The sequence below is a fragment of the Proteiniphilum sp. X52 genome, assembly GCF_003712195.1.
GTDB lineage: Bacteria > Bacteroidota > Bacteroidia > Bacteroidales > Dysgonomonadaceae > Proteiniphilum.
On the sequence record NZ_RDSD01000004.1, the window covers coordinates 63,620 to 85,103 of the forward strand.

A 21,484-nucleotide genomic window follows, 5' to 3' on the forward strand; every position below is an offset into this window, starting at 1 on the left:
CTTAAAACTAACGTGGGGTATAATGATGGTCGTTATCTACATATCGGTCGCATATTTATTGGTTTTTACGCCTTTATTCCGGGGAAATATTCCAGCAGGAATAAGGATTACCTTTGGCGTAATCTTCACTGTTTATGGGATATTAAGAGGCTATAGATTATGGAAAGAATAATGAAATATACCATGCCGCCGTTTTTATTTTTGATCATCCTGGGGGTGTGTCTTCTGCCTTCCTGTCATCAAAGGAAGATCCGCTCAGACACAGTGACATCTGGCATTGCCCAGATGGCCGTGGATGAAAGTTTCGCGCCTATCATCGAGGCAGGGATCAATGTGTTTGAATCGCTCAACCCCGATGCGGCCATCATCCCTGTCTATACTTCCGGGCAAAATGCCTACAATTTACTGATGGAAGACAGTATACGCCTACTTATCGGAACCCGTTTATTAACGGACCAGGAACAAGCCGTCATCAAAGAGCGCAAGCAACGCGTCCGCAGCCAAAAAATCGCCATCGACGGTATCGCGCTGGTTACCCACAAACAAAACAAAGACACCCTCTTGACTATAAACCAGATAAGGGATATAGTGTCAGGTAAAACAGAAAGTTGGAAACAGATCAATCCCGACTCCCCGCTGGACAGCCTGACCGTTGTGTTCGACACGCCCAGCTCGAGCATGGTCCGCCATATACAGGATTCGCTCTGTAATAAGCTCCCTTTTGGAAAAAATGTAAAAGCTCTTTCTTCCGACAGCTCGTCAGTCGACATAACACGGGTGAACTCCCATGGCAAAGTGATTGAATATGTCGCTTCACATCCAAATGCACTGGGATTTGTAGGCCTGAACTGGATTGCCAATCCCGTCGACACCACAAATCTCAGTTTTATCGACAACGTGAACATTGTGGCCGTGAGTAGTGTGACACAGGCCACTCCCAACAACAGCCACAAGCCATATCCTTACCAGTTGGCCTTGGAGCTGGCTCACCGGGAATCCCCGCTTGAATTCCCAACAGGCGGATACCCGTTGATACGCGACATATATATCATTATCACGGATGCCTCCGGCGGCTTGCCCTCGGGATTCTTCAACTTTATCGCCGGGGACCGGGGGCAACGGATCATATTGAAATCCGGCATTCTGCCGGCAAACCGGCCAATCAGACTCATTCAGAGAACAGAAAATCCTAAGATCCACAACTAAACAGTCGTGAATACTATCGGAGCAACTTCTTTATTTTCAACATAAAAAGCGTAATTCTATATACAAAAATTCTTATCATCGTATTATTTTTATATTACGGGGTATATTCAAAAGTCAAAGTTGTAGATTTTTTATTCCTTATAAAAAGTAAATTAAGCTTATGGATATATTTTACCTGCATTTATCCGGTGTATTATCGGGTAACTTTTTATTATTCAAGGCTCCGGGCACGGCTGTTATCCCACCGACATTGAAGATACTGTCATCTGATGCTTATCCCGAAAAAATGGATATGTATATCGGAATGATTCTGTTGCTGATAGTCATCGTTGTTACCGTTATCTCTTTTGAACGGATGAAGAACAGGCGTACGCTGCAACGAGCGGAACAACTACGTAATGATATTTTCACAAAGATCACCCATGAATTCCGGACTCCGCTCACCATTATCCTCGGTTTAAGCAAACAGCTCCGGAAACAGAAAGATCTCTCCACCAACAGCTCACTCACCTATCTTAGCGCGATTGAACGACAAGGAAGATATCTTTCAGAGTTGGTCAACCAGTCGCTCGATATTGCTAATCTGTATAGGGCCGACAAAACCATGGAATGGAAAACCGGTAATATTGTTGCTTTTGTGGAAATGATATCGGAAACCTTTCGTTTCCATGCACAACAAAAGGAGATCGATCTATACTTTTTTAGCGATGAAAAGAAGATTGAAACCGATTTTGTGCCCGATTACCTCGATAAGATACTGTACAACCTTCTCACTAATGCCATCAAGTACAGCTACGAAGGTGGCCGTATCTATCTTATCCTGGAAAGGAGCAAAAAAGATCGGAAAAAGATAATTATCAAAGTGATTGATCATGGAAAAGGGATCAACAAGGAGATCCTACCCCATATCTTCAATTTATTTTACAAATCTCCGTACGGAGATACCGAAACACCTGCCGATAATGGAATAGGGCTTACACTCGCCAAACAATTGACAGAAATCTTGGGTGGAACCATCTATCTGGAAAGTGAAGAAGGAAAGGGATCGACATCCACGATTGAATTACCTGTCCGGAAAAATGAAAAACTGTTATTCCCTCACTGGAAGCCCGAAAAAAGTACTTTACAAACCATGGTAAATACTCCGGAAAAAGTAAAATACGACGAACTTTTCTCATCAGAGGTCAATGAAAACGACCAGCGTACGATCATTTTATTGGCGGAAGACAATAAGGATATCGCGCTTTATATCCGTTCCATATTTCATCCGGAACAATACAACATCATATATGCCCCCAATGGGGAAAAAGCATGGGATATTATAAACCACAAGCAACTCCCCGATATCGTAATCACCGATGTAATCATGCCGAAAAAAAGCGGCATCGAATTATGCAAAGAAATTAAGGCGTCGCCGCTGCTTAATCATATCCCCGTTATCATTATCTCCGCGAAAAACAGAAAAGCCGATCTGATTGAAGGTCTAAAAAGCGGCGCTGACAGTTATATCCGAAAGCCGTTTCAACCGGAGGAACTGCAAGTACGGGTGGAAAATTTATTAGGAAGCCGTCAATTGTTAAAGGAAAAATATCACAGAACTGTACTAAAAGAAGAAAAAGCAAGATACAGCGACAATATTCATACAAACTTCCTGCGTCGTGCCACCGATATTATTTATCGTGAAATGAAAAACCCTGACTTCACTCCCGCAAAATTGGCACAGGAACTGGCTATCAGTGCTTCTCAACTGAATAAAAAACTGAATGTCGCCACAGGTTATCCCACCTCCATCTATATCTTGCGGGTGAAACTGGATTACGCAAAAAAAATCCTTTCCACCCAGAACAAAACCATCGGAGAGGTTGCAGCAGAATGTGGCATTTACGATGTGAATTATTTCTCCCGTGTATTCAAAAAGCATAATGGCATCACCCCCACACAATTTAAGCGCCTCCCGCCAAAAACATCCCCCAGGTCTTATGTCCAACGATCATAAAATTGACAAAGAAATTACTCTATGTAGTGAGAAAATTCTTCTCCGCTCAAAATAATGATTCGCACTTTTATCTTTTTATTTTTCAACACATTTATATTTAACTGTGCGCAAATTATGCTAATAACAGCAAATGTTAATGCGTGTCTGGTCCTATATTTGACAAAATTAATCCTAATCATCAGTTGTGAAAAAGCGTAAGTTTGCTACCAAAATATCAAAGCGCGGTCAAAAGACATCTTGATATTTCCCAATGTTTGGAGCATAAAAAATCGATGTCCAATAAAAGAGCGCTATCAGACAGGGAGAAGTTTCAAACGCAGCTAAAATGCAACATGCGTTAAAATAGGGGTGGATACAATCTTTTTAGGGCGAGAAAGCGGCGAGAAAGCAAGGTTTTTCTTAGTTTTTAAATACTTTTTCAAAGAAACAAAGCGAAAGTGTTGCACACCCAATTAAGAATTTACCACCCCGTCAAAGGACAGTAAATAAAATATAACCAAACAATAAAAAAAAAGAGATATATGAAGTACAAATTAATTCAAAAACCCAATCCACGTGAACTTAAATCTCAACGCAAGTGGTATGCCAGCCCTGTAAAAGAGGGTACGATAAATCATTATCAGTTGAGCAAAAATATTGCCGCCAAGTCGTCTATCACACGCAGCACGGTGATGTATGTGCTCGAAAACATGGTGAAAGAAATACCTCATTACTTGATAGAAGGTTACAGTGTGAATCTGAACGATCTCGGCACATTGCGGCTTTCGTTTTCAAACGAAGGGGTGAATGATCCTGAAGAATTCTCATCCGATAACATCAAGAGTGTCCGCGTGATTTTTACACCCTCACCTAAATTTAAACGGACTCTGTCGAGCGTGGAATACGAAAGGGCGGAATAAAATAAGCATGTCGCTCATAAGGGAAAGAAAAAAGTAATAAAGAGACCACCCATATAGATGAACAAGAGAGATCCTCCTGAAGGTATTTCTTAATTTTGCCAGTAGCGATGACATGGTCGGGATCGGATCGGTGGAGCTAAATTATATCCCCGAGTATGATTCGACACGAAGTCCTGAAAAAAAAGAAAATGGCTCATCAGACCATCCATTGCCGTGGCAGGCAATAGTCTGGGGCATCATTAATAATTTGCCGTTTCTCGACCGATCAGGGAAGGAGAAAATCAATCAAAACCGAGAAATTCTCCAATTAATCAAAACAGAGAAGTTTCCCAATAATGGGTTCTTACTATCTTTTGAATCACGTTCAACACTTTTTAAAGTTAAAATTCATAAACAACATTACAAAATGAAAAAAATCTATTTTAGTCTGATAACAATAGGTATATTGTTATTCGCGGCCTGCACCAATGACGTGCCGGGTAATCAGGAAGTGACCGAAGGAGGAAGTTTGGAGGCAAAGATCTCTTTCGACGCCAAAACGTTAAGAGCTGCTTCATCAACCGCGATCCCCACAGTTAGTTGGGCTAATGTAAAACAGGTACAATTGTTTTTGTATGATAAAGCTTCCGGTGAAGTCAAATTTTCTCATACGGTCACGCCAACGTCCGCCCAGCAGAAATTTTCATGGACCAACGTTCCGGCAGGAACCTACCGCCTTGCCTTGCTGGCCAATGTGAAAAGTAACACCGATGACATTGTAACATGGGTGAATGGCACAAAGGAAGAATTTACCAACTATAATGTCATAGGAAAGGTCTTCAATGCCAGTTTCAACACGACCCAGGGGTTGCAAATCGACCTGAAAGAGAAATCCCTTCCCACTAGCCCTACAATTCCTCATGTGTGGGGTACAAGTCTGAGAGGTTACGCCGCCCCTTCGGAGATATTTACAGCCTACAGCGAGGATGTCGAAATCAAGGTGGGAGAAACAACCGTAGTCCCGGAATTGCAACTCAAGCGTGAAATTTCGTTACTGCGCGCCCGTTTCAATATCAAGGAAATTCCCGTTCAACCCGATCCTACAAAAACGGTGCATTTCGATAATTCGGAATCCAATTTTATCGCCATTCAACGGCTCCCGGTCGGTTTCGGTTTAAAAGTGGGTACCTTCGCAGGAGGAGTTATGGCCGCCTCGGATGTGGACAGGGTGTTGGTCGGTTCAGTCGGTGCGGACACGTATAAAAATACCGATCCTGCCACGGGTTATAATCCCAATAAAATTATCGACAGCAATTTCACCTTGTGGCACGATATCCGGGTGCTCCCCAATGCTTCGCTAAGTGAAAACCTTGACAAGGAAGCCGATGCTTCGAGTAGCAGAAGATATTTTATCATCATCGGTGCTTGGGTTGACGCCGGATATAAATTTGCCGACGGGACAGTCGCTAGTGAAAATAAGGCAGTTTATTGGGCCGGTACTATCAACGGCGTATTTACCAAGAACGTGATCCGTGAAGTCAATATGACTCTTAAAACGCCGGGGTATCCCATTATTCCGGAACCGGAAGATGAAGGCGGACTGGAAATAACCATCGGATTGCCGGAAAACTGGGATTCCGTAATAGTCAACACGGATATTGAAGCATAATCTACTAATCAGCAGAGACTTGGAAATAACTGAATTTAAAATTCCCCTTTTCTTTTGTCATACTCACCCCGAGGGGTGAGTATGACAAAAGAAAAGGCTTTTACCGACGCCTGATCTGTTTGCAAATAAAATACAGGAATGAATATGATAAAAAGATATAGCGTTCATATATTCTTTCTCCGGATGATCTTCTCTTTCTGTCTGATTTTCTCCGTGTCGTGCACCTATGACTATTTCGAGGATGAGACCAATTACGTGATATACGTCCCGAAGGCGAATGCCGAACTGATAACCGATGAGTACAGGATCGAGGACATACACATCTATATCTACAATAGTGAGACGCTCGAGAAACAAAAATCAGCTTCGTTCCCTTTCCAGGAGAATGCAAGGATGAAATTGGGGAATTTCAATTTCAGATTGTTCCCGGGATCATATTCCACTTACTGTTTCGCCAATACAGGGGAAATAAATTTCCACCAAATGGCATCCCGGCAAGACGCCACATTCGGATTACCCGAGTCGGATAACATGGAGTATCGTTATCCCGGTTCTCTTCCCCGGTTCTCAGTGGAAATCACAAATCCGAAAATCAATTATCCCGGCCCTTTGGTGGTAGATACCGCCTATTTCAATAAACGTTACAGTGGAAGAATTTGCGTGGCATTCAAGAAATTGACAAAGATAAACCCGTTACTGAGTTATAGTAACATAAAAAATGTAAAGATAGCGGCCACCGGCACAGGAACCTATCAACGCATGTCCTTGCTGACAGATTCCGTTCACACGCGCTCCAGCAGTTATACCTCATCGGACAAGGTGATCATGGATTGTATCCCCTATGAAAATCCGTATGAAGATTATTCTTTCGGTATAGACGGGTACTTTTTCCCGTCGCTGAGTGACGCCGAAGGCCTCCCCATTTCATTGACGATGGATTTTATCGACCACAACGGGAATTCGATACAGGTTGTTTACATGGACGTTACGGAAACGCTCCATATGAATCAAACGATTTATGTGGGGACAGACGGTTTCACAACCATGGTATTGAATATAAGCGATCCCGAACAATGGAATTCCGAAATAGTGTCCGGAGGAAATCAGTCCGGAGGTGATGAAGGAATGGGTGTTTAAACAACAAATCACAAACCAAACATTATACTCTTGAAGATGAAACATTTATTGCGATACGCTTTTTTATCAATTCTCTTCCTGCTTCCGCTTTTTGCCGGTCAAAGTATCCACGCGCAAGCTATCAAAACCAACGTTCCGCTCATCCTGACCGGTAATCCAAACATAGGACTGGAGTGGTCCGTAGGACGGCAATTTACTATAAATGCCGATGCCTTGTGGATGCCTTATCTGTTTAAAAAACACGAAGAAGTTTTTCGGGCATTGATAGGCAGCATCGATTTCAGGTATTACATCAATCCCAGGTATTATTACACGAACGACCTGTGGGATGGATTTTATGTCGGGCCCTATGCCATGGTGGGCAATTTCAATATCGGCCTGAAAAACAGGGATGAGACCAAAACCAGTTATCGCCACAGGGGATGGGGAATATCCAGCGGGGTGACTTTCGGATATAAATTCTATCTTTCCAGCCGGTTCAGGGTCGATGTTAACCTGGGAGCGGGTTATGCGCATCTTCAATATGATAAGTTCCAATTGGGCGGAGAATTTGCCGACTTTCCCCTTGAAATAAAAAACACAAAAAGTTATGTTGGCCCCACCAAGGCCGGCGTACATATAATTTACAATATTTTTAAGTGAAAAAAGCCGCATGCTTATGCATTACACAAAAATATCCTTCAATACTGTTCTGACGGTGCTCCTTATGATCATCCTTATCCCTGAGGCACAATCACAGGACGAAAGAGTGATGGCAGAGGGAGACAGGAGCATTCGAGGCATTGAAGCCAAAGCCGATCGCAGATTTGTCCGGCAAGATTTCGACAAGGCGATGGAAATCTATGAAGCGGCATTCAAAAACAACGTGGTAGCAAGCCCTACCTATTCGGCCAAATTGCATTTGAAAATAGCCCGGCTTTACCTGACTTTGCTCGAATATACATCGGCAATACCGCACTACGACGCCGCGATGGCTCTGAACGACGATTTATTCAACACGTCCGACATATGCAATTACCTGGACGCCTTGCGCTTTTCCGGATCAAAGATAAAAGCTATCGCCTTGGCCAGGAAATACGCTTACCGCGATGCATATAATTCCGACCGTCGTTTCCAAAACATCTTGCACGCGCTCAACTACGAAGAGGGTATCTTGCCAATCGGCGCTCCTGAATTCAATATATATGCGTTGGAAGAATTCAATACGATCAATTCCGAATTCTGGGTCGGCGAGATACAGGGCAATTATTTCTATGCCGCCAGCAACAGCCGTTTTCATGATCCTCACAAGAAATTTTACCACCGTTGCGAATATCTTCCGATTGCTACTCCGGGAAAAAGTGAGGGCTTCCTGCTTAACAAAATTCCCCAGGTCATGCAAAATGGCCCCCTTACCGTGTCGAATGACTTGTCGAACATGATCATCACGGGCGTTCATTACGAAAAAGGAGAAAGTGTCGTCATAACCGATGAAGGCATCAACGCCTACCGGACAAAACTATATTCATCCCGTTACAACACCCAACGCAAGGGTTGGTCGTCATTTTCGGAACTCTTCCGCGGTAACAGGGGATATTCCTATTCGCATCCTTTCCTGTTCAATAACGACAAATCCCTTTTGTTTGCCTCCGATATGCCGGGAGGATTCGGCGGATACGATATCTACGTTATCCATTGGGACGAAGAAAAAAACAATTGGGGATTGCCGGTAAATCTGGGAGCTTACGTGAATACCGCGGGAGATGAAATCACACCTTATATCTTCCGGAATACCCTCATCTTCGCATCTAACGGACACATCGGATTTGGCGGATACGACCTCTATGGAGTGGAATTTTTGGAGGGAAAGGTCACCGTAGGCAGCTTATTGCACTTCGGCTATCCGATCAATACCGTTTTCAACGACTTCAATATGCTCCCGATCGATGAAAACAAGGGTTATATCATTTCCGACCGTAATTTGACGAACAAAGACGATATTTATTATTTTGAGCGGAATCTCAATTCCGGGATAACAACCCAGCCTTTCGGAATGTCAGGCAATCAATTTATTTTCAGCAATCTGATCAATTTCCCCGGCAAAGAATTGACTTCGGGTGTGCCTCGTGTCGAGGAATTACCCAATCATACTTTTTCCGAGCGAGTATTAAGCCTGTTCTTCGATTTTGATTCTTCCGAGCTAAACAGCAAGGCCCTCGAGCAACTCCGTTCCTGGATCACCGATGTCGATACCAGCCGTATAGAATCCTTTTTAATAGAAGGATATGCCGATGAGTTCGGGGAAGAAGAATACAATGTAGAATTGTCGGAAAAAAGGGCGCATACTGTGGGTGACTACTTGAATTCGGCCGGGATAGATGTCGAGATAAAGACCATAGGAAAAGGCATGCAGCTAATACTGAACGACTTACGGCGAAAAGGCGTAGTCTTAGACACCTCCTGGCCGGCCACAGGGAATAAACCTGTATGGTTGACCAAGGAAGCTAGGCGTGTGGATATAATAGCAACAATAAAATAAAAAAGAAATAAAATAATGAACTACAAAAAGAATGTGATCAGAGGAGCGTTTTGGGGGATCCTGTTTCTGTTTCTCTGCGGAAATGCCAAAGCGCAAATAATGCCGATAGTTTATGACAGAACATATGGCAACGATATGGTGTATCAGCATACTTGTCCTATTTCGCAAGGAGAAGTAGCTCTTGTGGGGAACAACGACCGGCAAACGATTGTCACCTGGGTAAAAAGAGACGGCGAGATCCTGTTCTCCCAAGCCTTGTCCCATCGATTTGCCGTGGTGAACAACGTTTACCATATCGGCGACCGGAAATTGCTTATCATAGGTCAATCCCAAAATTGGTCGTCGCGCAAAACCGAAAAGAATACCTGCGGAAGGGCCGTTATTGTAGATAACACCGGCACGGTCCTGAATGATGTCTACGCCGGTGATAACGGCAGCGAGTTCTTTTGCGGAGGGCAGTTAAAAGACGGAAATCTTATTTTAGGCGGATACGAACTGAGCGCGGCTGGCTCCCACTTGGGGATGTTGACCAAGATTGATAAGACAGGCCGGTCAATTTACAAATATGTTTCCGAAGAAAGCGGGCCATGTATAGGCTTTGAAGTTCTGGGTAGCATGATCGAGTATGTCCACGCCGCCTTCACATCCTCCGAAAATACGGCATCATCGGTGATAAGCCTCGACAGTAAAGGCCGGGTGGCATTCATCACGAAATTCACCGACGAAGGGTTTTCAATTAACAAAATGCTCACAACCCAGGACGATTTCCTCTTTCTTATCGGGAAAAGCCACGCAGGTGACGGGCGTGTCATTAAGATACGGCCGGAAGGCGATATTGTTTTCAACAAGGAAATTGTTCCTCCCTCGTCGAACACGATGATCGACCATTTGTTCCTTACAAACGACGGCAACTTACTGGTCGGAGGTAACGGAGGCGATGGCAAAAGCTATTATTCACTTTTGCGCAATGACGGCACGGAACTGCAGAAATATGTCGTTTCCGGATATATTTCCGGCATGGGGATCAATCCCGTCACAGGAGAATCGGTCATCGCCAGTTTCGACAATGAACGTTCGCGGGGAACAATTACCGGTTTGGCGAAAGACGGGCGGCAGATATACCAAAAAAGCTCGGACGGTAATTTCAATGAAATACACGTGACCTCCAACGGTATTTACCTGGCGGAAAGTCACACCGGGCGCCTTTGCATGTTATCACCGACAGGTGAACTGTTATTCGACCGTTATGCCACGGATGGGGGAAAAACCAACTTTGATGAGGTCTTGTTTGTCCCCAACGGAGATATTCTCTTTAAAGGAGGAAAAAACAGGCTTGTCAAAATGAGCCACGGGTTATACGTATCCGACGTAAAAGTCAATAAACCTATAGACGGATACATCACAGCGCTGTTCAGCGTAACCCTCACGGGTTTCCCCACTTCGGAAGAGGGGGCTCCAATGCCGGTACGGGTCGAGTATTTCACCAAGGACGGAACGGCCAATCAAAGTGAAAATTACAGCCCTGTGAAGGGGAGCCTCTCTTTCATCCCGGCAAGCGACGGGGCCGGACGCTATATGATCAAACAGGATGTTGAGGTGCCCATCAAAACGAACAACCTGTTTGAAGGGCAAAAGATTTTCGAGTTAAATTTGGCAAATGTGGAACACAGTTATCTGGTTAAACGTGTCGGTACGGGAACCATAGAAGACCAGGAGGTACTGGTAAAACATATCAACACGCAAAACGGGCTGGAAGGACAAAGAGATATCGTGTATGAGCTGGGGATTTTCAAAACCAACGGAGAGAAGTTGATCAATGCCACCGGATCCGATATCATCATAGAGGGTTACTATGGCAAGGGGACGGCTGACAAGTTAGACTACGACATGGGTATCGCTCCGAGGCTTGTTGTCGAAAAAGGCGCTTCAAGCGGCACCTTTAAAGTAAACACGCTGGTGGACACCCGGTTTGAATTACCCAAGACAGTGGTGGTCGATTTCAACAAAATATTGACGATCAATGACGCAACGATTGGCTTTGAAGGCTCGGTACTCAGTTGCAAGGGATCGATTATCGACCAGCCTGCCACCGTTGGTATCACAGCCTTGGGAGATCATGGACGGATGAACAATATCGTTTCGGGATTTTTCAAACTCTCCCTCTTGCGGGCATCCGACGGGCAACCCCTGATCAATGTCACCGGAGGAGATATTGGCATCGCATGCTCCATCTTGCCGCAAACCACTGCCGCGGAAGGAAAAGATTTCGTACTGACCAATATGCATAATTTGAGGATCCTGGGCGACGGAAACCGTAGCGCCGTCAATCTGGATGGCATCGTGCTGTTCAACCGGGAAAGTGAAGGATCCAAAAAAATTGTGATCGGGGTAGATTCCATAACCAAGCCCGGCAATGCCCCCGACATCATTGTGGCACCCCAAATGGCTTCTGCCGAATTCTCAATTATTGAATAAGAGGATGCAAGCTTTGCCATACAATTGTTCAATATAAACATGGGTCGTTTTTCTCGCAACGACAAAGTTCAAACAAGTTTGACTCTGCTCATTGAGCTTGACGAAAACGTTCGATTGAAGAATTCATAAGTTTTACGCATGGCTAAGAAAATGAATAAAACCGGTAAATATATTGTATACCTGCTTCTCAGCTTGTTTACGACCGCCGCCTTGATTTCCTCCTGCACCGACAGGAACGGACTGGGAGATCCCGATCACCCAAATGACAAGACATCCCTGTCCATATCCTTTCATTCCGCCCAACAGACAAGGGTTGGAAACGGCCTAAGATCAAATGAAATTGGGGAGGATGTGATCGAACGGGAAAGTGCGATTTACAGCCTGGCGGTATTGGTTTTCAAGAACGGGAACAATGAACTGGATGGAAAGAAATTCATTGATCGTGAAATCATAGAGATACCGGGGAGCGGCTATAAAGATTACAAGGAACTGGACGAAATAAAGGGAATCGAGCTTACGTCCGGCATACGGGATGTGTATATCATAGCAAACGCCCCGGACGGGCACTTCAGCAATGTCACAGACCGGCTCTCTTTCAGGGAGAAACTGGAAGAGTTAAGCGCACAGGGAGTTTATGATCATCCGGAAGGCGCCGGAACATCCTCCGGCGATATTCCCATCGGAGGTGAAGAGCCGGACGACAGGCATACCAATCTCGTGATGACCCAATCCTTTACAGGGCTTCCTGTAAATAGCGGTGCGAAAAAACACTACCTGGGCTACACCGGAAACGGCGGGTTACCCGATGGCGAGACTACAGGCACCCCTCTTAACGGGACAAACCCTGTTGAATTGGTGCGTCTTGTGGCAAGGGTGGCTATCCAGAAAATAGCATTCGATCTTCCGGAAATGCTGGCATTTGACGGATATTCAACAAGAGAATACAACCACTATGTGGATACGGTTTTTATGATCAATGCCAAGACCGTATCCTCCTATTTCCCGGAAGATGGCACATTCCCGAATCCTGAAGGTTTTTTCGGGCATGGAAATACAATAGGGTATGAATTCCTGAAAAATCAATCCTCAAGTGTTGCCGACGGAAGCACCTACGCCGCATATTTGTACAAACCAATCAATTTCAAGGAATATGACATAACCCAAAATCAGGTACCCTTATGGTTCTATGCCTTTGAAAATAAGGACAGCGCATCATCCCCGACCGGTTTTGTGATCGGCGTGAAGTATCAATACAAGGGACCGGGTAACGAACTGAAAAGAAAAAAAGTATACTATCCGGTTGTTGTCAACTCGACCGGTGGCGGTAGTAGGGGTAATAATCACAGGTATATAAAACGGAACAACCAATATGGCATCAAGGTAACGATAAAGGGATTGGGAAGTTTTGTAGCCAATTATCCAGAAGTGAGAAGCGTCGCGCTCCCGCCAATGAATTCTCTTTGGGACGCGGCAGGAGCCGTGGAAATCGAGGAAACGGTCGGTACGGATCTTTTCCCGTGGACGGGCAACGTATACAAATAATAAGGAAACGATGAATACAAGCACATTCAAAACAAGAACGCATTATTTTTATGGAATAGCCTTTCTGCTGTTTGCCCTCTTGTCTTATTCATGCAACGACCGCAACGGGTTCGATACGGAAGACCGCGTGGAGTCGAGCCTGTCGATACAATTAAGGTCAGACAAGGCAGAAACACTCATCGACAATACCTCTATTTATATGTTCGATGCCACCAACCGCTTTGTTGAAAAAAAATTGAACGTGACGCGCCAAGGGAATAAGCTTTCCACCAATGTGGCGGTAGGTACCTGGAACATCGTATTATTAACCTGCGACCGGGACATATCGGAAAACATTTCCGTGCCGCCGCCCACATCACCAATGGGAACCACAACCATGTGGCAAACCAAAACGGTGGGGAATTTTTTACCTCAAACCCCTTCGGAACTCCGGTACGTGTCGCTGCCGAATGTGACAATAGAAAAAGACGTAGTAAAGCAGGTGAGCACCTTATTGTACCGCAATGTGGCGAAATTACAGGTTATCCTGAAACATTACGGTGGTTTCGACGAGATCACGGACGCGAACAAGGCTATGGCCTATGCGGAACTCTTGGAGGTTCCTACCACGCTGGCATGGAACGGCAAGTTATACCCCAATGGGGGGCAACCCGATGTTTCGGAAAAACCCATGCGGGAAAATTTCACTTTTAAAGGAAACGGTGTCGCCGACACATTGAATTTCTTTGTCCCGGCCCATAGAGGCAATGATGCTTTCATAATCAGCGATGGGGTGTTGATCCAGAATCCGGCGCCCGCGGACACGTCGACACACAAATTGAAGTTGCGTGTCTCCATGCCCCTGGACAACAAGGAGTATTTTGGGAAAAGCGCAAATGGCATCGAGATACCTTATGTGCCGAAAGTCAATGGCATTATACGGATTAACGTGACGTTTTACGGCACAACCTCCCTGGATATCAAGGTCGGCGTGAAACCTTGGGAAGACTGGATAATCCAGGAGGAAGAATTTTAACCGCTGGATTTTGACGGCAAGATACGACAAGAGTATTCAGAATTTGATATGGCAAACAAAGGAGAGATAACAATGATGAAGTGTAAAAATACAAGCAGGAGGGATTACGCGAACGGGAGGAAACATGTTTTTTTCAAGACGCTTTTTATCGGTTTCCTTGCGGTGTTTTCCTTTTCAGTGCAGGCACAGGATGCGGACAACCAGGAATTCTGGTTCGTCGCGCCCGACGCCTCTAAAAAGCATGATGACCGCCCCACGTTCTTGATGATCACCACAGGGGACAAGCCCGCGACGGTCACGATCAGCATGCCGAAGAACCCGGAATTCAAACAAAACTTCACAGATACCGTACGTACCCTTGGGGCATACTCCTATTGGAAATTTGAGTTTGAAGGCGATCAGGTGGATATTGTAGAGAATGATTACACGAAATCGGGCAGGGTGACCAACAAAGGAATACAAATCACCTCCACATCGCCGGTTTCCGCATACTATCAGATCGATGGGGTAAAAGTCAACCAGAAAGAAATATTCACGCTTAAGGGGAAAAAAGCGTTTGGAGATGACTTTTATATACCTTTCCAAACCAAATACGGTGTGAGTGCGACATATAATGAAGATGCTTTCCGGCAGATACAGATTGTGGCCACCGAAGATGACACATGGGTTACTGTTGATCCCAAGGGACAATTGGCTTCTCCGGATGATCCGAGGGGGTATATTGACAATACCTCCAATTTGCAATACAGGAGAAAAAAACTGATGAAGGGAGAAACCCTTCTCTGGCGGGCTTACAGGAGAACCACTACCGGCTTGACCGGTACCCGGGTCACTGCTGACAAACCGATTGCCGTGACTCTTTTTGAAGATTGTTTGCAAGGGACTGCCGGCAGTATTGATCCGATCGGGGACCAACTTGTGCCGACAGGGAATCTGGGAAAACATTATATTGTTATCAAGGGGTATTCGAATGGCAGTAATTCGGTGACCGACAATGTGGTTGTGGTGGCGGTGGAAAATGACACCAAGGTGTATTTGGATAATAGCCTGCAAACAACTCTCAATGCCGGTGATCATTGGTCTTATGATTTGGGCCCGGGCATACAAGGCAAACAGGGTTATTACGTAAATACGAGTCAACCGGTGTATTGCATGCATCAGTCCGCCGCAGCTACTGAAATTGGCGGGGCTTTATTGCCCAGCCTCTATTCCATATCGGGGCGCCGCATCACTTTTATAAAGAATAACAGTCTTCCAGTCAGCTCAATGTTCCTGGTGTTCCGGGATTCAGCCAAGGACGGGTTTACGCTAGACGGTACCCCCCTGACTTTAAATGCCCAAACGGCAGGTTTTGACGATTGGATGTATGCCAAGGTAGATCTCAAATCAATCTCGGGTATGGAGCCGGTTTGCACAATTGCTAATCCGGATGGATCCTTTGCTTTGGGTTATTTCAACGGAAGCAGTACGGGGACATCATTGTACGGCTATTTATCGGCTTTCGGGACATTCTCTTTCGGTAGCGACACCATATATCATTGCGGGAACAGTTATCTGTTCGATGCGCCGTACGCACTCTCCTATGAGTGGACGTTACCCGACAATAGCATATCAACCGACAGCAGGCTCGAAGCAAAAAAGAGCGGGTCCTATGTTTTAAAAGTCAATCAGGATCCCTATCAGATAACAGACGAAACTTACCTCAAGCTCCAGAATTTCAGCCATACGCTTAACGCGCCGTCCAAATTACTTGAGCGCAAGTCATACAGATTCACAATAGAGTTGAATCCGCAAAAGGATCCCGATAACTATTTTAAAACGGAATATGAATGGACATTCGGAGAGGGCGCTTCGATCGGGACGTCAACCGATCCCGCGGCCGAAGTGTTCTATTCGACACCCGGCACCAAAACGGTTTCATTAAAAATATGGAATAAGGACGCGCTTTGCGATACTACGATTACCCGGACAATAGAAGTGCTTGTTGCACCGGAAGAGATGTATTGGAAAACCGACGCGGAAGACCGCAACTGGAATAATGAAGACAACTGGGTAAACGCTGCGGGAGAACCTCTCTCAATTGTGCCTTCGGCCTACACCAAGGTGTACCTGCCGGGAAACGCGGCGAAATATCCTTCATTGAAAGACGATAAGGATCAGCATACCGACTGGTCACACTACGGTCAACCCGAAACGGGTGAGATCGTTTTCCGGTACGGAAGCGAACTCCACCACCAACACAAACTGAAATACGAGAAAGCGTATGTGAATTACAACTGGGGGTATTACAACAATGTGTTTGCAAACGGCCAACAGCCCCCTTATTCGTGGGAAAACGCGAAGAAACTGGCGCGAGATACCTGGCATATCCTTGCCGCACCCTTGAAAAGCATGGCCTCGGGCGATTTTTCCTTGGCCGGATATCCCTTTTCCTGGCAAAAACAGTTTGAGGTAACGACTATTCCCGGAAATGTGGCGGAGGGAGATTTTTCCCGGGCATTCGCGACAAACGACATGCCACTGGCGGGCACAAACAATGCGATCGCGGTAAAAATGGCAGGATACCAAAACCAGACAGGTTATCGTCAGGAGAACCTGGAGGGACTGAAGGGGGTGGTCGAAATCCCCTATTTCGAAAACAAAACCGTGATCCCCTATTACCCAACGCACAACTACGACGCACTTTCCAGAAAGAGTTATTTCTACTATTTCGACACAAAGACGCTGAAAATCATCAATTCACCCGTGGGGTCGATGGGCAGGGCCGGTGAAGCTTACCGGTTCATATATGAGACGGACCAGAATGAACCGCCTGCAAACGGGAGATATGAAATGCCGCTGAATACAGAGGGACTGGGGAGCACTCGTGAAATAATGGTCGGCAACCCGCTTCTTGCTCCCATCGATGCCATGGCCTTTGCCAATGCGAATACGGATAAAATAGATGTCGGACAGGGGTATAAACTCCTGTCGGAGGACGGATCAATATGGGAGCAGAACTCTTTTACGGAGGGTAATGCAATTCCCGCATGGAAAGCGTTTATAGTTACTCTGCGGCCATCGGTCTCAACCATATCATTTCCCCTGGAAGCTAATACACTTAGAGCAACCGCGGCCTCCAGCATCACCCGCACGTCTTATAAGGCGAACCAGGCAGATAACGCCCTTTATATGCAGATACTGAAAAACGGCATTCAGTCGGGCGATTGCGCCATATTACAGAATAATCGGAATACGAACAATCCCGAAATAAGGAAAATGATCCTGCCGGAAGGACACGAAGCGCCGGAAATATTTTTCATGTCTTCCGGACGGGATCTTTCCTATTTGATCAGAAATCTCGCACCAGACGAAAAAGAGATTCCCATAGGCGTAAAAACCTCCGATGTGCGTTCTCGTTTATCTCTCGAATTCCGGAATATATACGCGTTTACCGCATCCACAGGCGCAAAAGCGATCTTAGTGGACAAACAACTGAATGTGAGGCAGGATCTTGCGCGTAACCCGGTCTATGTCTTCACACAACAGGCATCGGGTTTGGACAGGCAATATGTCGACAAGAATCGCTTTGTCTTACAATTAAGCGGTGAAAGCGGGACAATCGAAGAGGACGATCCTGAAAACGGAATAAATGTAATGTACCGTTCGGGAATATTGAAGATCACCTCAGACGAAAATATCGGCGCCGTTTCCGTGTACGACTTGTATGGACGCCTGGTGTTTTCGGCCCACTCAATCAATCTGTCCCAATATAGCCATCCTGTATCATTACGGGGAAAGCTTTTCCTGGTCCGGGTAAAAACGATTTCAGGGACAGTGAAAGTAAAAAAGATAATGGGAGAGGAATGATGTGGGCCTTGGGATGCGGAATATTTGATTTGATGATTTAACAATATAAAATATGAGAACCAGATTGATTTTATTGACAGCATGTGTTTTATTTACCCATCTCTGTTATCCGGGGAATATACAGGATAAGCAAAAGAAAGAAAGAGGGAGTGCCAAACAAAAGATCCAGGTAGAAGAATTTCACGACCGGAATACAGGTTGCAAAATACGCTACGAATATTATAGAGACGCTAACGGCAATAAAATCAAACATGGAAAATTCACCCGGAAATGGTCGTTGGAGAAAAACGATCGGAATCTGTGGTCAGGCTCGGAAAACATTACAGCCACATTCGTTGATGACAAAATCAATGGAACGGTTGAGATCAATTGTGAAAAGTTCAAATGGAAACGAAAAAGCGAATTCATAAGAGGGAAAGGAAGGCAGGTCACCATGGTGCCGGTAGAAGCTTATGTGGCCCGTAATTTGAAATTAGAGGTCAAAAACGACACCTTAACCGGTTCGTTTAATTTTGCATTGGGAAACTACAAATACGAGGCCATGGGATCGGTCAATGAGAAAGGGGAAATGAAAGGAAAATATACGCTTTACCAGATGAAAGAATCTGACGACCTCATCAGGGATTTAAGAAAAGGTGAGCAGCAATGGGCTGTTCTGGAGCAATACCTGTGCGATCCGGATTATACATACCGGGACGCAACCCCTCAAATCAAAGAAGTGCAGTTAGGCTATCCCGGAACCTCGAGAGGAGAGCATTTGCATATAAAGATCCCTCGTTTACGGCTGAGCATGAACCCATTGTAAATAAACAATAAAGGAACAAGAGCCAAGAAACAAGAAGCAAGACTTCTAACTTCTAAAATTCAAGAGAATAATCGTATGAAAAAATATACCCCGCTTAATTGTAGTCTGTTATTTGTTGTAGCAACATTTGTTTTTATAATTACGATTTCGCCGTCGTGTTCGACAAAGAAAAATCATCGGAAATTAGATATAGAACGGCTATTCATGCAAACCACGAAACCGGAAATCACCTTTACGAATTCGGGAGGCCTGGAAGGAATGAACGGCTCCCGCTCCGTATCGGAAGAAGTAACGTTTACCCAGTCTACCCGTAGTGAACTTGATAACAATGAGGTGCTCGCCAATGAAATGGACCGTTTGGATACCACTAAGACTTATCGGTTATCCGGCGTAGTGGTGAGAGCAAAGTCTAATTTCGCTACAGAAAGAGACGGCAGGGTGCATGTGGATTTTGATATTATTGCCCCGACCGACGTGCTCGACCCGTACTGGCGGTTAACGTTGGCTCCCATGTTGATAGACGGCGACAGCATAACTCCCTTGGATACTGTGTATGTGACGGGCGAAGGATTCAGGGATAAACAGATGGGCGATTACGAAGCATATGAGGATTTTCTGAATACTATCGTGGACCCGTCGGCCTACGATTCCTTATTTGTGGACTGGAAGAGCCTGAACAAGGAGATATTGAAGGTGCAAAAACGCAACTACTCCGATTACAAGCGCGCCTATGACCTGATGATGGACTATGATAATTGGAGGAAAATGAATGAAATGGAATTTCTCCGCGCGCAAGCGATCGCAAGAAGGCATAAAAGACATGTGCAGGAACGCTATTGGCGGCAATCAGAAAAAAAAGCATTGCGTTATTTACAAAAGAATACCGATACGCTGGGCATCTATCATCGATATATGGGTAAATATGAAAAAGATTATACAGATTACCTTAAAAAGCAATTTTCTTTTGACTGGCTTCCTTCGATCACCCCTGATATAAATATTCACGCCCAGAAAGACAGTATAATGAGCCGGAGTTATATTCCCCGGAAATACCGGGAAATCCATCAAAAAGGATTAACCCTGAGGGATATTAAAGCGAAACCGTTTACGAAGGAAGATTCGGCAAAAATAGCCAAACATCACTATCTGATCGATGACATAGTGCTCAATGATATGAATATAGAGCGAAAAGGTGAGATATTTAAAGAAGTGGTCGAATTCCCTATCCCTGGGGAGGAAATGACCGGATTGAGACTGGATACGGTTATTACCGCGGAGTACGATTTCAGGTATCCCTATAAACAACCGTGGAAAATTGAGAAGAGCACCAAAAAATTGGAGGTCGTTTTAGCCGCGATGGTGGAAGGGGTAGACAAGTCCACTTTCGTCTTTCCGCTGTCGGACACCCTGACATACTTCATCGCTTCGTTGGCTCAACTGGCTGATGAATCGCTGGTAATCGAACGAAAGATGCTTCATAAGAACATGGTGGATAATCAAAGCCTTTATCCGGATTACCGGACGAAAAAATCCCATAGATTCAGGGATATCAGAAATCCGGAGATATTTGACAAGATAGTGGAAGCATATCAGATTTATAATAATGAAGCGGACCTGGTTGTCGACAGCATATCCATTCGCGCTTATACCGATCTCGAGGGGTTATGGCATGAAAACTACGAACTTTCACTTGAAAGAGCAAAAGAGGTGGCTGATTATTTAAGACAAAAAGGGGTGAGAAATCCGGTGCCCAAAGCGGCGGGAGAAGATTGGCCTACATTGGCAAGGCAAGTACAATCACACAGAAGTTTGCTGTACCGGCAAGCCATATTGGACTCCCTTACCAGTGCCATATACCCCGATATGACCGAAGAAAATATTAAAAGGGATTACCCGGATGATTACAAGATTATCAGACAGGAGATATATCCTAAGCTCGTACGTTTTGATGTGACACTCCATATTAATCGTCCAGGTATAGAAGAAAACACCTTGCAGGAAACTCATCGTGAAGATTATGCCGAAGGAATAAAGCTGTTAAGAGAAAAGGAGTATATGCTTGCTTTAGAGAAATTGGCCAAATATGCCGATTACAATACCGCGTTAGCATTAGTTTGTCTGGGATATAACGATAAAGCGCAGGAAGTACTGGAAGCATTGCCTGAAACCGGTAGGAACGAGTACTTGCTTGCCATTATCAAAGCAAGAAAAGATAATAAGAATGAAGCCGCGAAGCATCTTCAAAAAGCATGTCAGCTGAGTCCGGAATTATATTCCCGCACCAGATTGGATTCTGAAGTAAGGGAATTGGCCGATGAACTCAATTTATGGGATACGCTGAATAATCAGAACTAAGAAGTCAGAATTTGATACATATTATTTATAAAACAACAA

The 21,484-nt window shown here is 44.9% G+C and carries 13 protein-coding genes; all 13 read left to right on the forward strand.

The window, feature by feature from the left end; translation table 11 throughout:
• The first annotated feature begins 159 nt into the window (after positions 1-159).
• The 13 genes from D7D25_RS05165 to D7D25_RS05225 all read left to right on the forward strand — a co-directional run bounded on the left by D7D25_RS05165 (position 160) and on the right by D7D25_RS05225 (position 21,445).
• Positions 160-1,206 (forward strand): PstS family phosphate ABC transporter substrate-binding protein, encoded by a 1,047-nt coding sequence (locus tag D7D25_RS05165; RefSeq protein WP_255417192.1) that lies wholly within the window; start codon positions 160-162, stop codon positions 1,204-1,206.
• Between the two features lie 160 nt (positions 1,207-1,366).
• Entirely contained in the window at positions 1,367-3,202 is a 1,836-nt protein-coding gene (locus D7D25_RS05170; RefSeq protein WP_122967904.1) for a response regulator, read from the forward strand.
• Between the two features lie 521 nt (positions 3,203-3,723).
• Positions 3,724-4,101 (forward strand): HU family DNA-binding protein, encoded by a 378-nt coding sequence (locus D7D25_RS05175; protein WP_122967905.1) that lies wholly within the window; start codon positions 3,724-3,726, stop codon positions 4,099-4,101.
• A gap of 406 nt (positions 4,102-4,507) precedes the next feature.
• Complete coding sequence (locus D7D25_RS05180; RefSeq protein ID WP_148038855.1) at positions 4,508-5,749, forward strand: hypothetical protein; 1,242 nt, start codon at positions 4,508-4,510, stop codon at positions 5,747-5,749.
• Between the two features lie 138 nt (positions 5,750-5,887).
• On the forward strand, positions 5,888-6,886 hold the full coding sequence (locus tag D7D25_RS05185) for a hypothetical protein (protein WP_148038856.1): 999 nt from the start codon (positions 5,888-5,890) through the stop codon (positions 6,884-6,886).
• Positions 6,887-6,922: 36 nt separating this feature from the next.
• The gene (locus D7D25_RS05190; protein WP_122967908.1) at positions 6,923-7,528 is read left to right on the forward strand and encodes a DUF3575 domain-containing protein; all 606 of its coding nucleotides are present in this window, start codon (positions 6,923-6,925) and stop codon (positions 7,526-7,528) included.
• Positions 7,529-7,544: 16 nt separating this feature from the next.
• A complete protein-coding gene (locus tag D7D25_RS05195; protein ID WP_122967978.1) occupies positions 7,545-9,404 on the forward strand; it encodes an OmpA family protein in 1,860 nt (619 codons plus the stop codon).
• A 15-nt stretch (positions 9,405-9,419) separates the two neighbouring features.
• A complete protein-coding gene (locus D7D25_RS05200; protein WP_122967909.1) occupies positions 9,420-11,879 on the forward strand; it encodes a Calx-beta domain-containing protein in 2,460 nt (819 codons plus the stop codon).
• Positions 11,880-12,017: 138 nt separating this feature from the next.
• The gene (locus D7D25_RS05205; RefSeq protein WP_122967910.1) at positions 12,018-13,421 is read left to right on the forward strand and encodes a fimbrial protein; all 1,404 of its coding nucleotides are present in this window, start codon (positions 12,018-12,020) and stop codon (positions 13,419-13,421) included.
• A 10-nt stretch (positions 13,422-13,431) separates the two neighbouring features.
• Positions 13,432-14,436 (forward strand): FimB/Mfa2 family fimbrial subunit, encoded by a 1,005-nt coding sequence (locus tag D7D25_RS05210; RefSeq protein ID WP_122967911.1) that lies wholly within the window; start codon positions 13,432-13,434, stop codon positions 14,434-14,436.
• A 72-nt stretch (positions 14,437-14,508) separates the two neighbouring features.
• A complete protein-coding gene (locus tag D7D25_RS05215) occupies positions 14,509-18,285 on the forward strand; it encodes a hypothetical protein (RefSeq protein ID WP_255417193.1) in 3,777 nt (1,258 codons plus the stop codon).
• Between the two features lie 52 nt (positions 18,286-18,337).
• A complete protein-coding gene (locus D7D25_RS05220; RefSeq protein ID WP_122967913.1) occupies positions 18,338-19,090 on the forward strand; it encodes a hypothetical protein in 753 nt (250 codons plus the stop codon).
• Positions 19,091-19,294: 204 nt separating this feature from the next.
• Positions 19,295-21,445: a hypothetical protein gene (locus tag D7D25_RS05225; RefSeq protein WP_255417194.1), complete on the forward strand. Its 2,151-nt coding sequence runs from the start codon at positions 19,295-19,297 to the stop codon at positions 21,443-21,445.
• Positions 21,446-21,484 lie beyond the last annotated feature (39 nt).

Bases quoted from the DNA above. Each gene is read 5' to 3' on its own strand.
- D7D25_RS05165 (WP_255417192.1), top strand. From the start codon at position 160: ATGGAAAGAATAATGAAATATACCATGCCGCCGTTTTTATTTTTGATC.
- D7D25_RS05170 (WP_122967904.1), top strand. From the start codon at position 1,367: ATGGATATATTTTACCTGCATTTATCCGGTGTATTATCGGGTAACTTT.
- D7D25_RS05175 (WP_122967905.1), top strand. From the start codon at position 3,724: ATGAAGTACAAATTAATTCAAAAACCCAATCCACGTGAACTTAAATCT.
- D7D25_RS05180 (WP_148038855.1), top strand. From the start codon at position 4,508: ATGAAAAAAATCTATTTTAGTCTGATAACAATAGGTATATTGTTATTC.
- D7D25_RS05185 (WP_148038856.1), top strand. From the start codon at position 5,888: ATGAATATGATAAAAAGATATAGCGTTCATATATTCTTTCTCCGGATG.
- D7D25_RS05190 (WP_122967908.1), top strand. From the start codon at position 6,923: ATGAAACATTTATTGCGATACGCTTTTTTATCAATTCTCTTCCTGCTT.
- D7D25_RS05195 (WP_122967978.1), top strand. From the start codon at position 7,545: ATGCATTACACAAAAATATCCTTCAATACTGTTCTGACGGTGCTCCTT.
- D7D25_RS05200 (WP_122967909.1), top strand. From the start codon at position 9,420: ATGAACTACAAAAAGAATGTGATCAGAGGAGCGTTTTGGGGGATCCTG.
- D7D25_RS05205 (WP_122967910.1), top strand. From the start codon at position 12,018: ATGGCTAAGAAAATGAATAAAACCGGTAAATATATTGTATACCTGCTT.
- D7D25_RS05210 (WP_122967911.1), top strand. From the start codon at position 13,432: ATGAATACAAGCACATTCAAAACAAGAACGCATTATTTTTATGGAATA.
- D7D25_RS05215 (WP_255417193.1), top strand. From the start codon at position 14,509: ATGATGAAGTGTAAAAATACAAGCAGGAGGGATTACGCGAACGGGAGG.
- D7D25_RS05220 (WP_122967913.1), top strand. From the start codon at position 18,338: ATGAGAACCAGATTGATTTTATTGACAGCATGTGTTTTATTTACCCAT.
- D7D25_RS05225 (WP_255417194.1), top strand. From the start codon at position 19,295: ATGCAAACCACGAAACCGGAAATCACCTTTACGAATTCGGGAGGCCTG.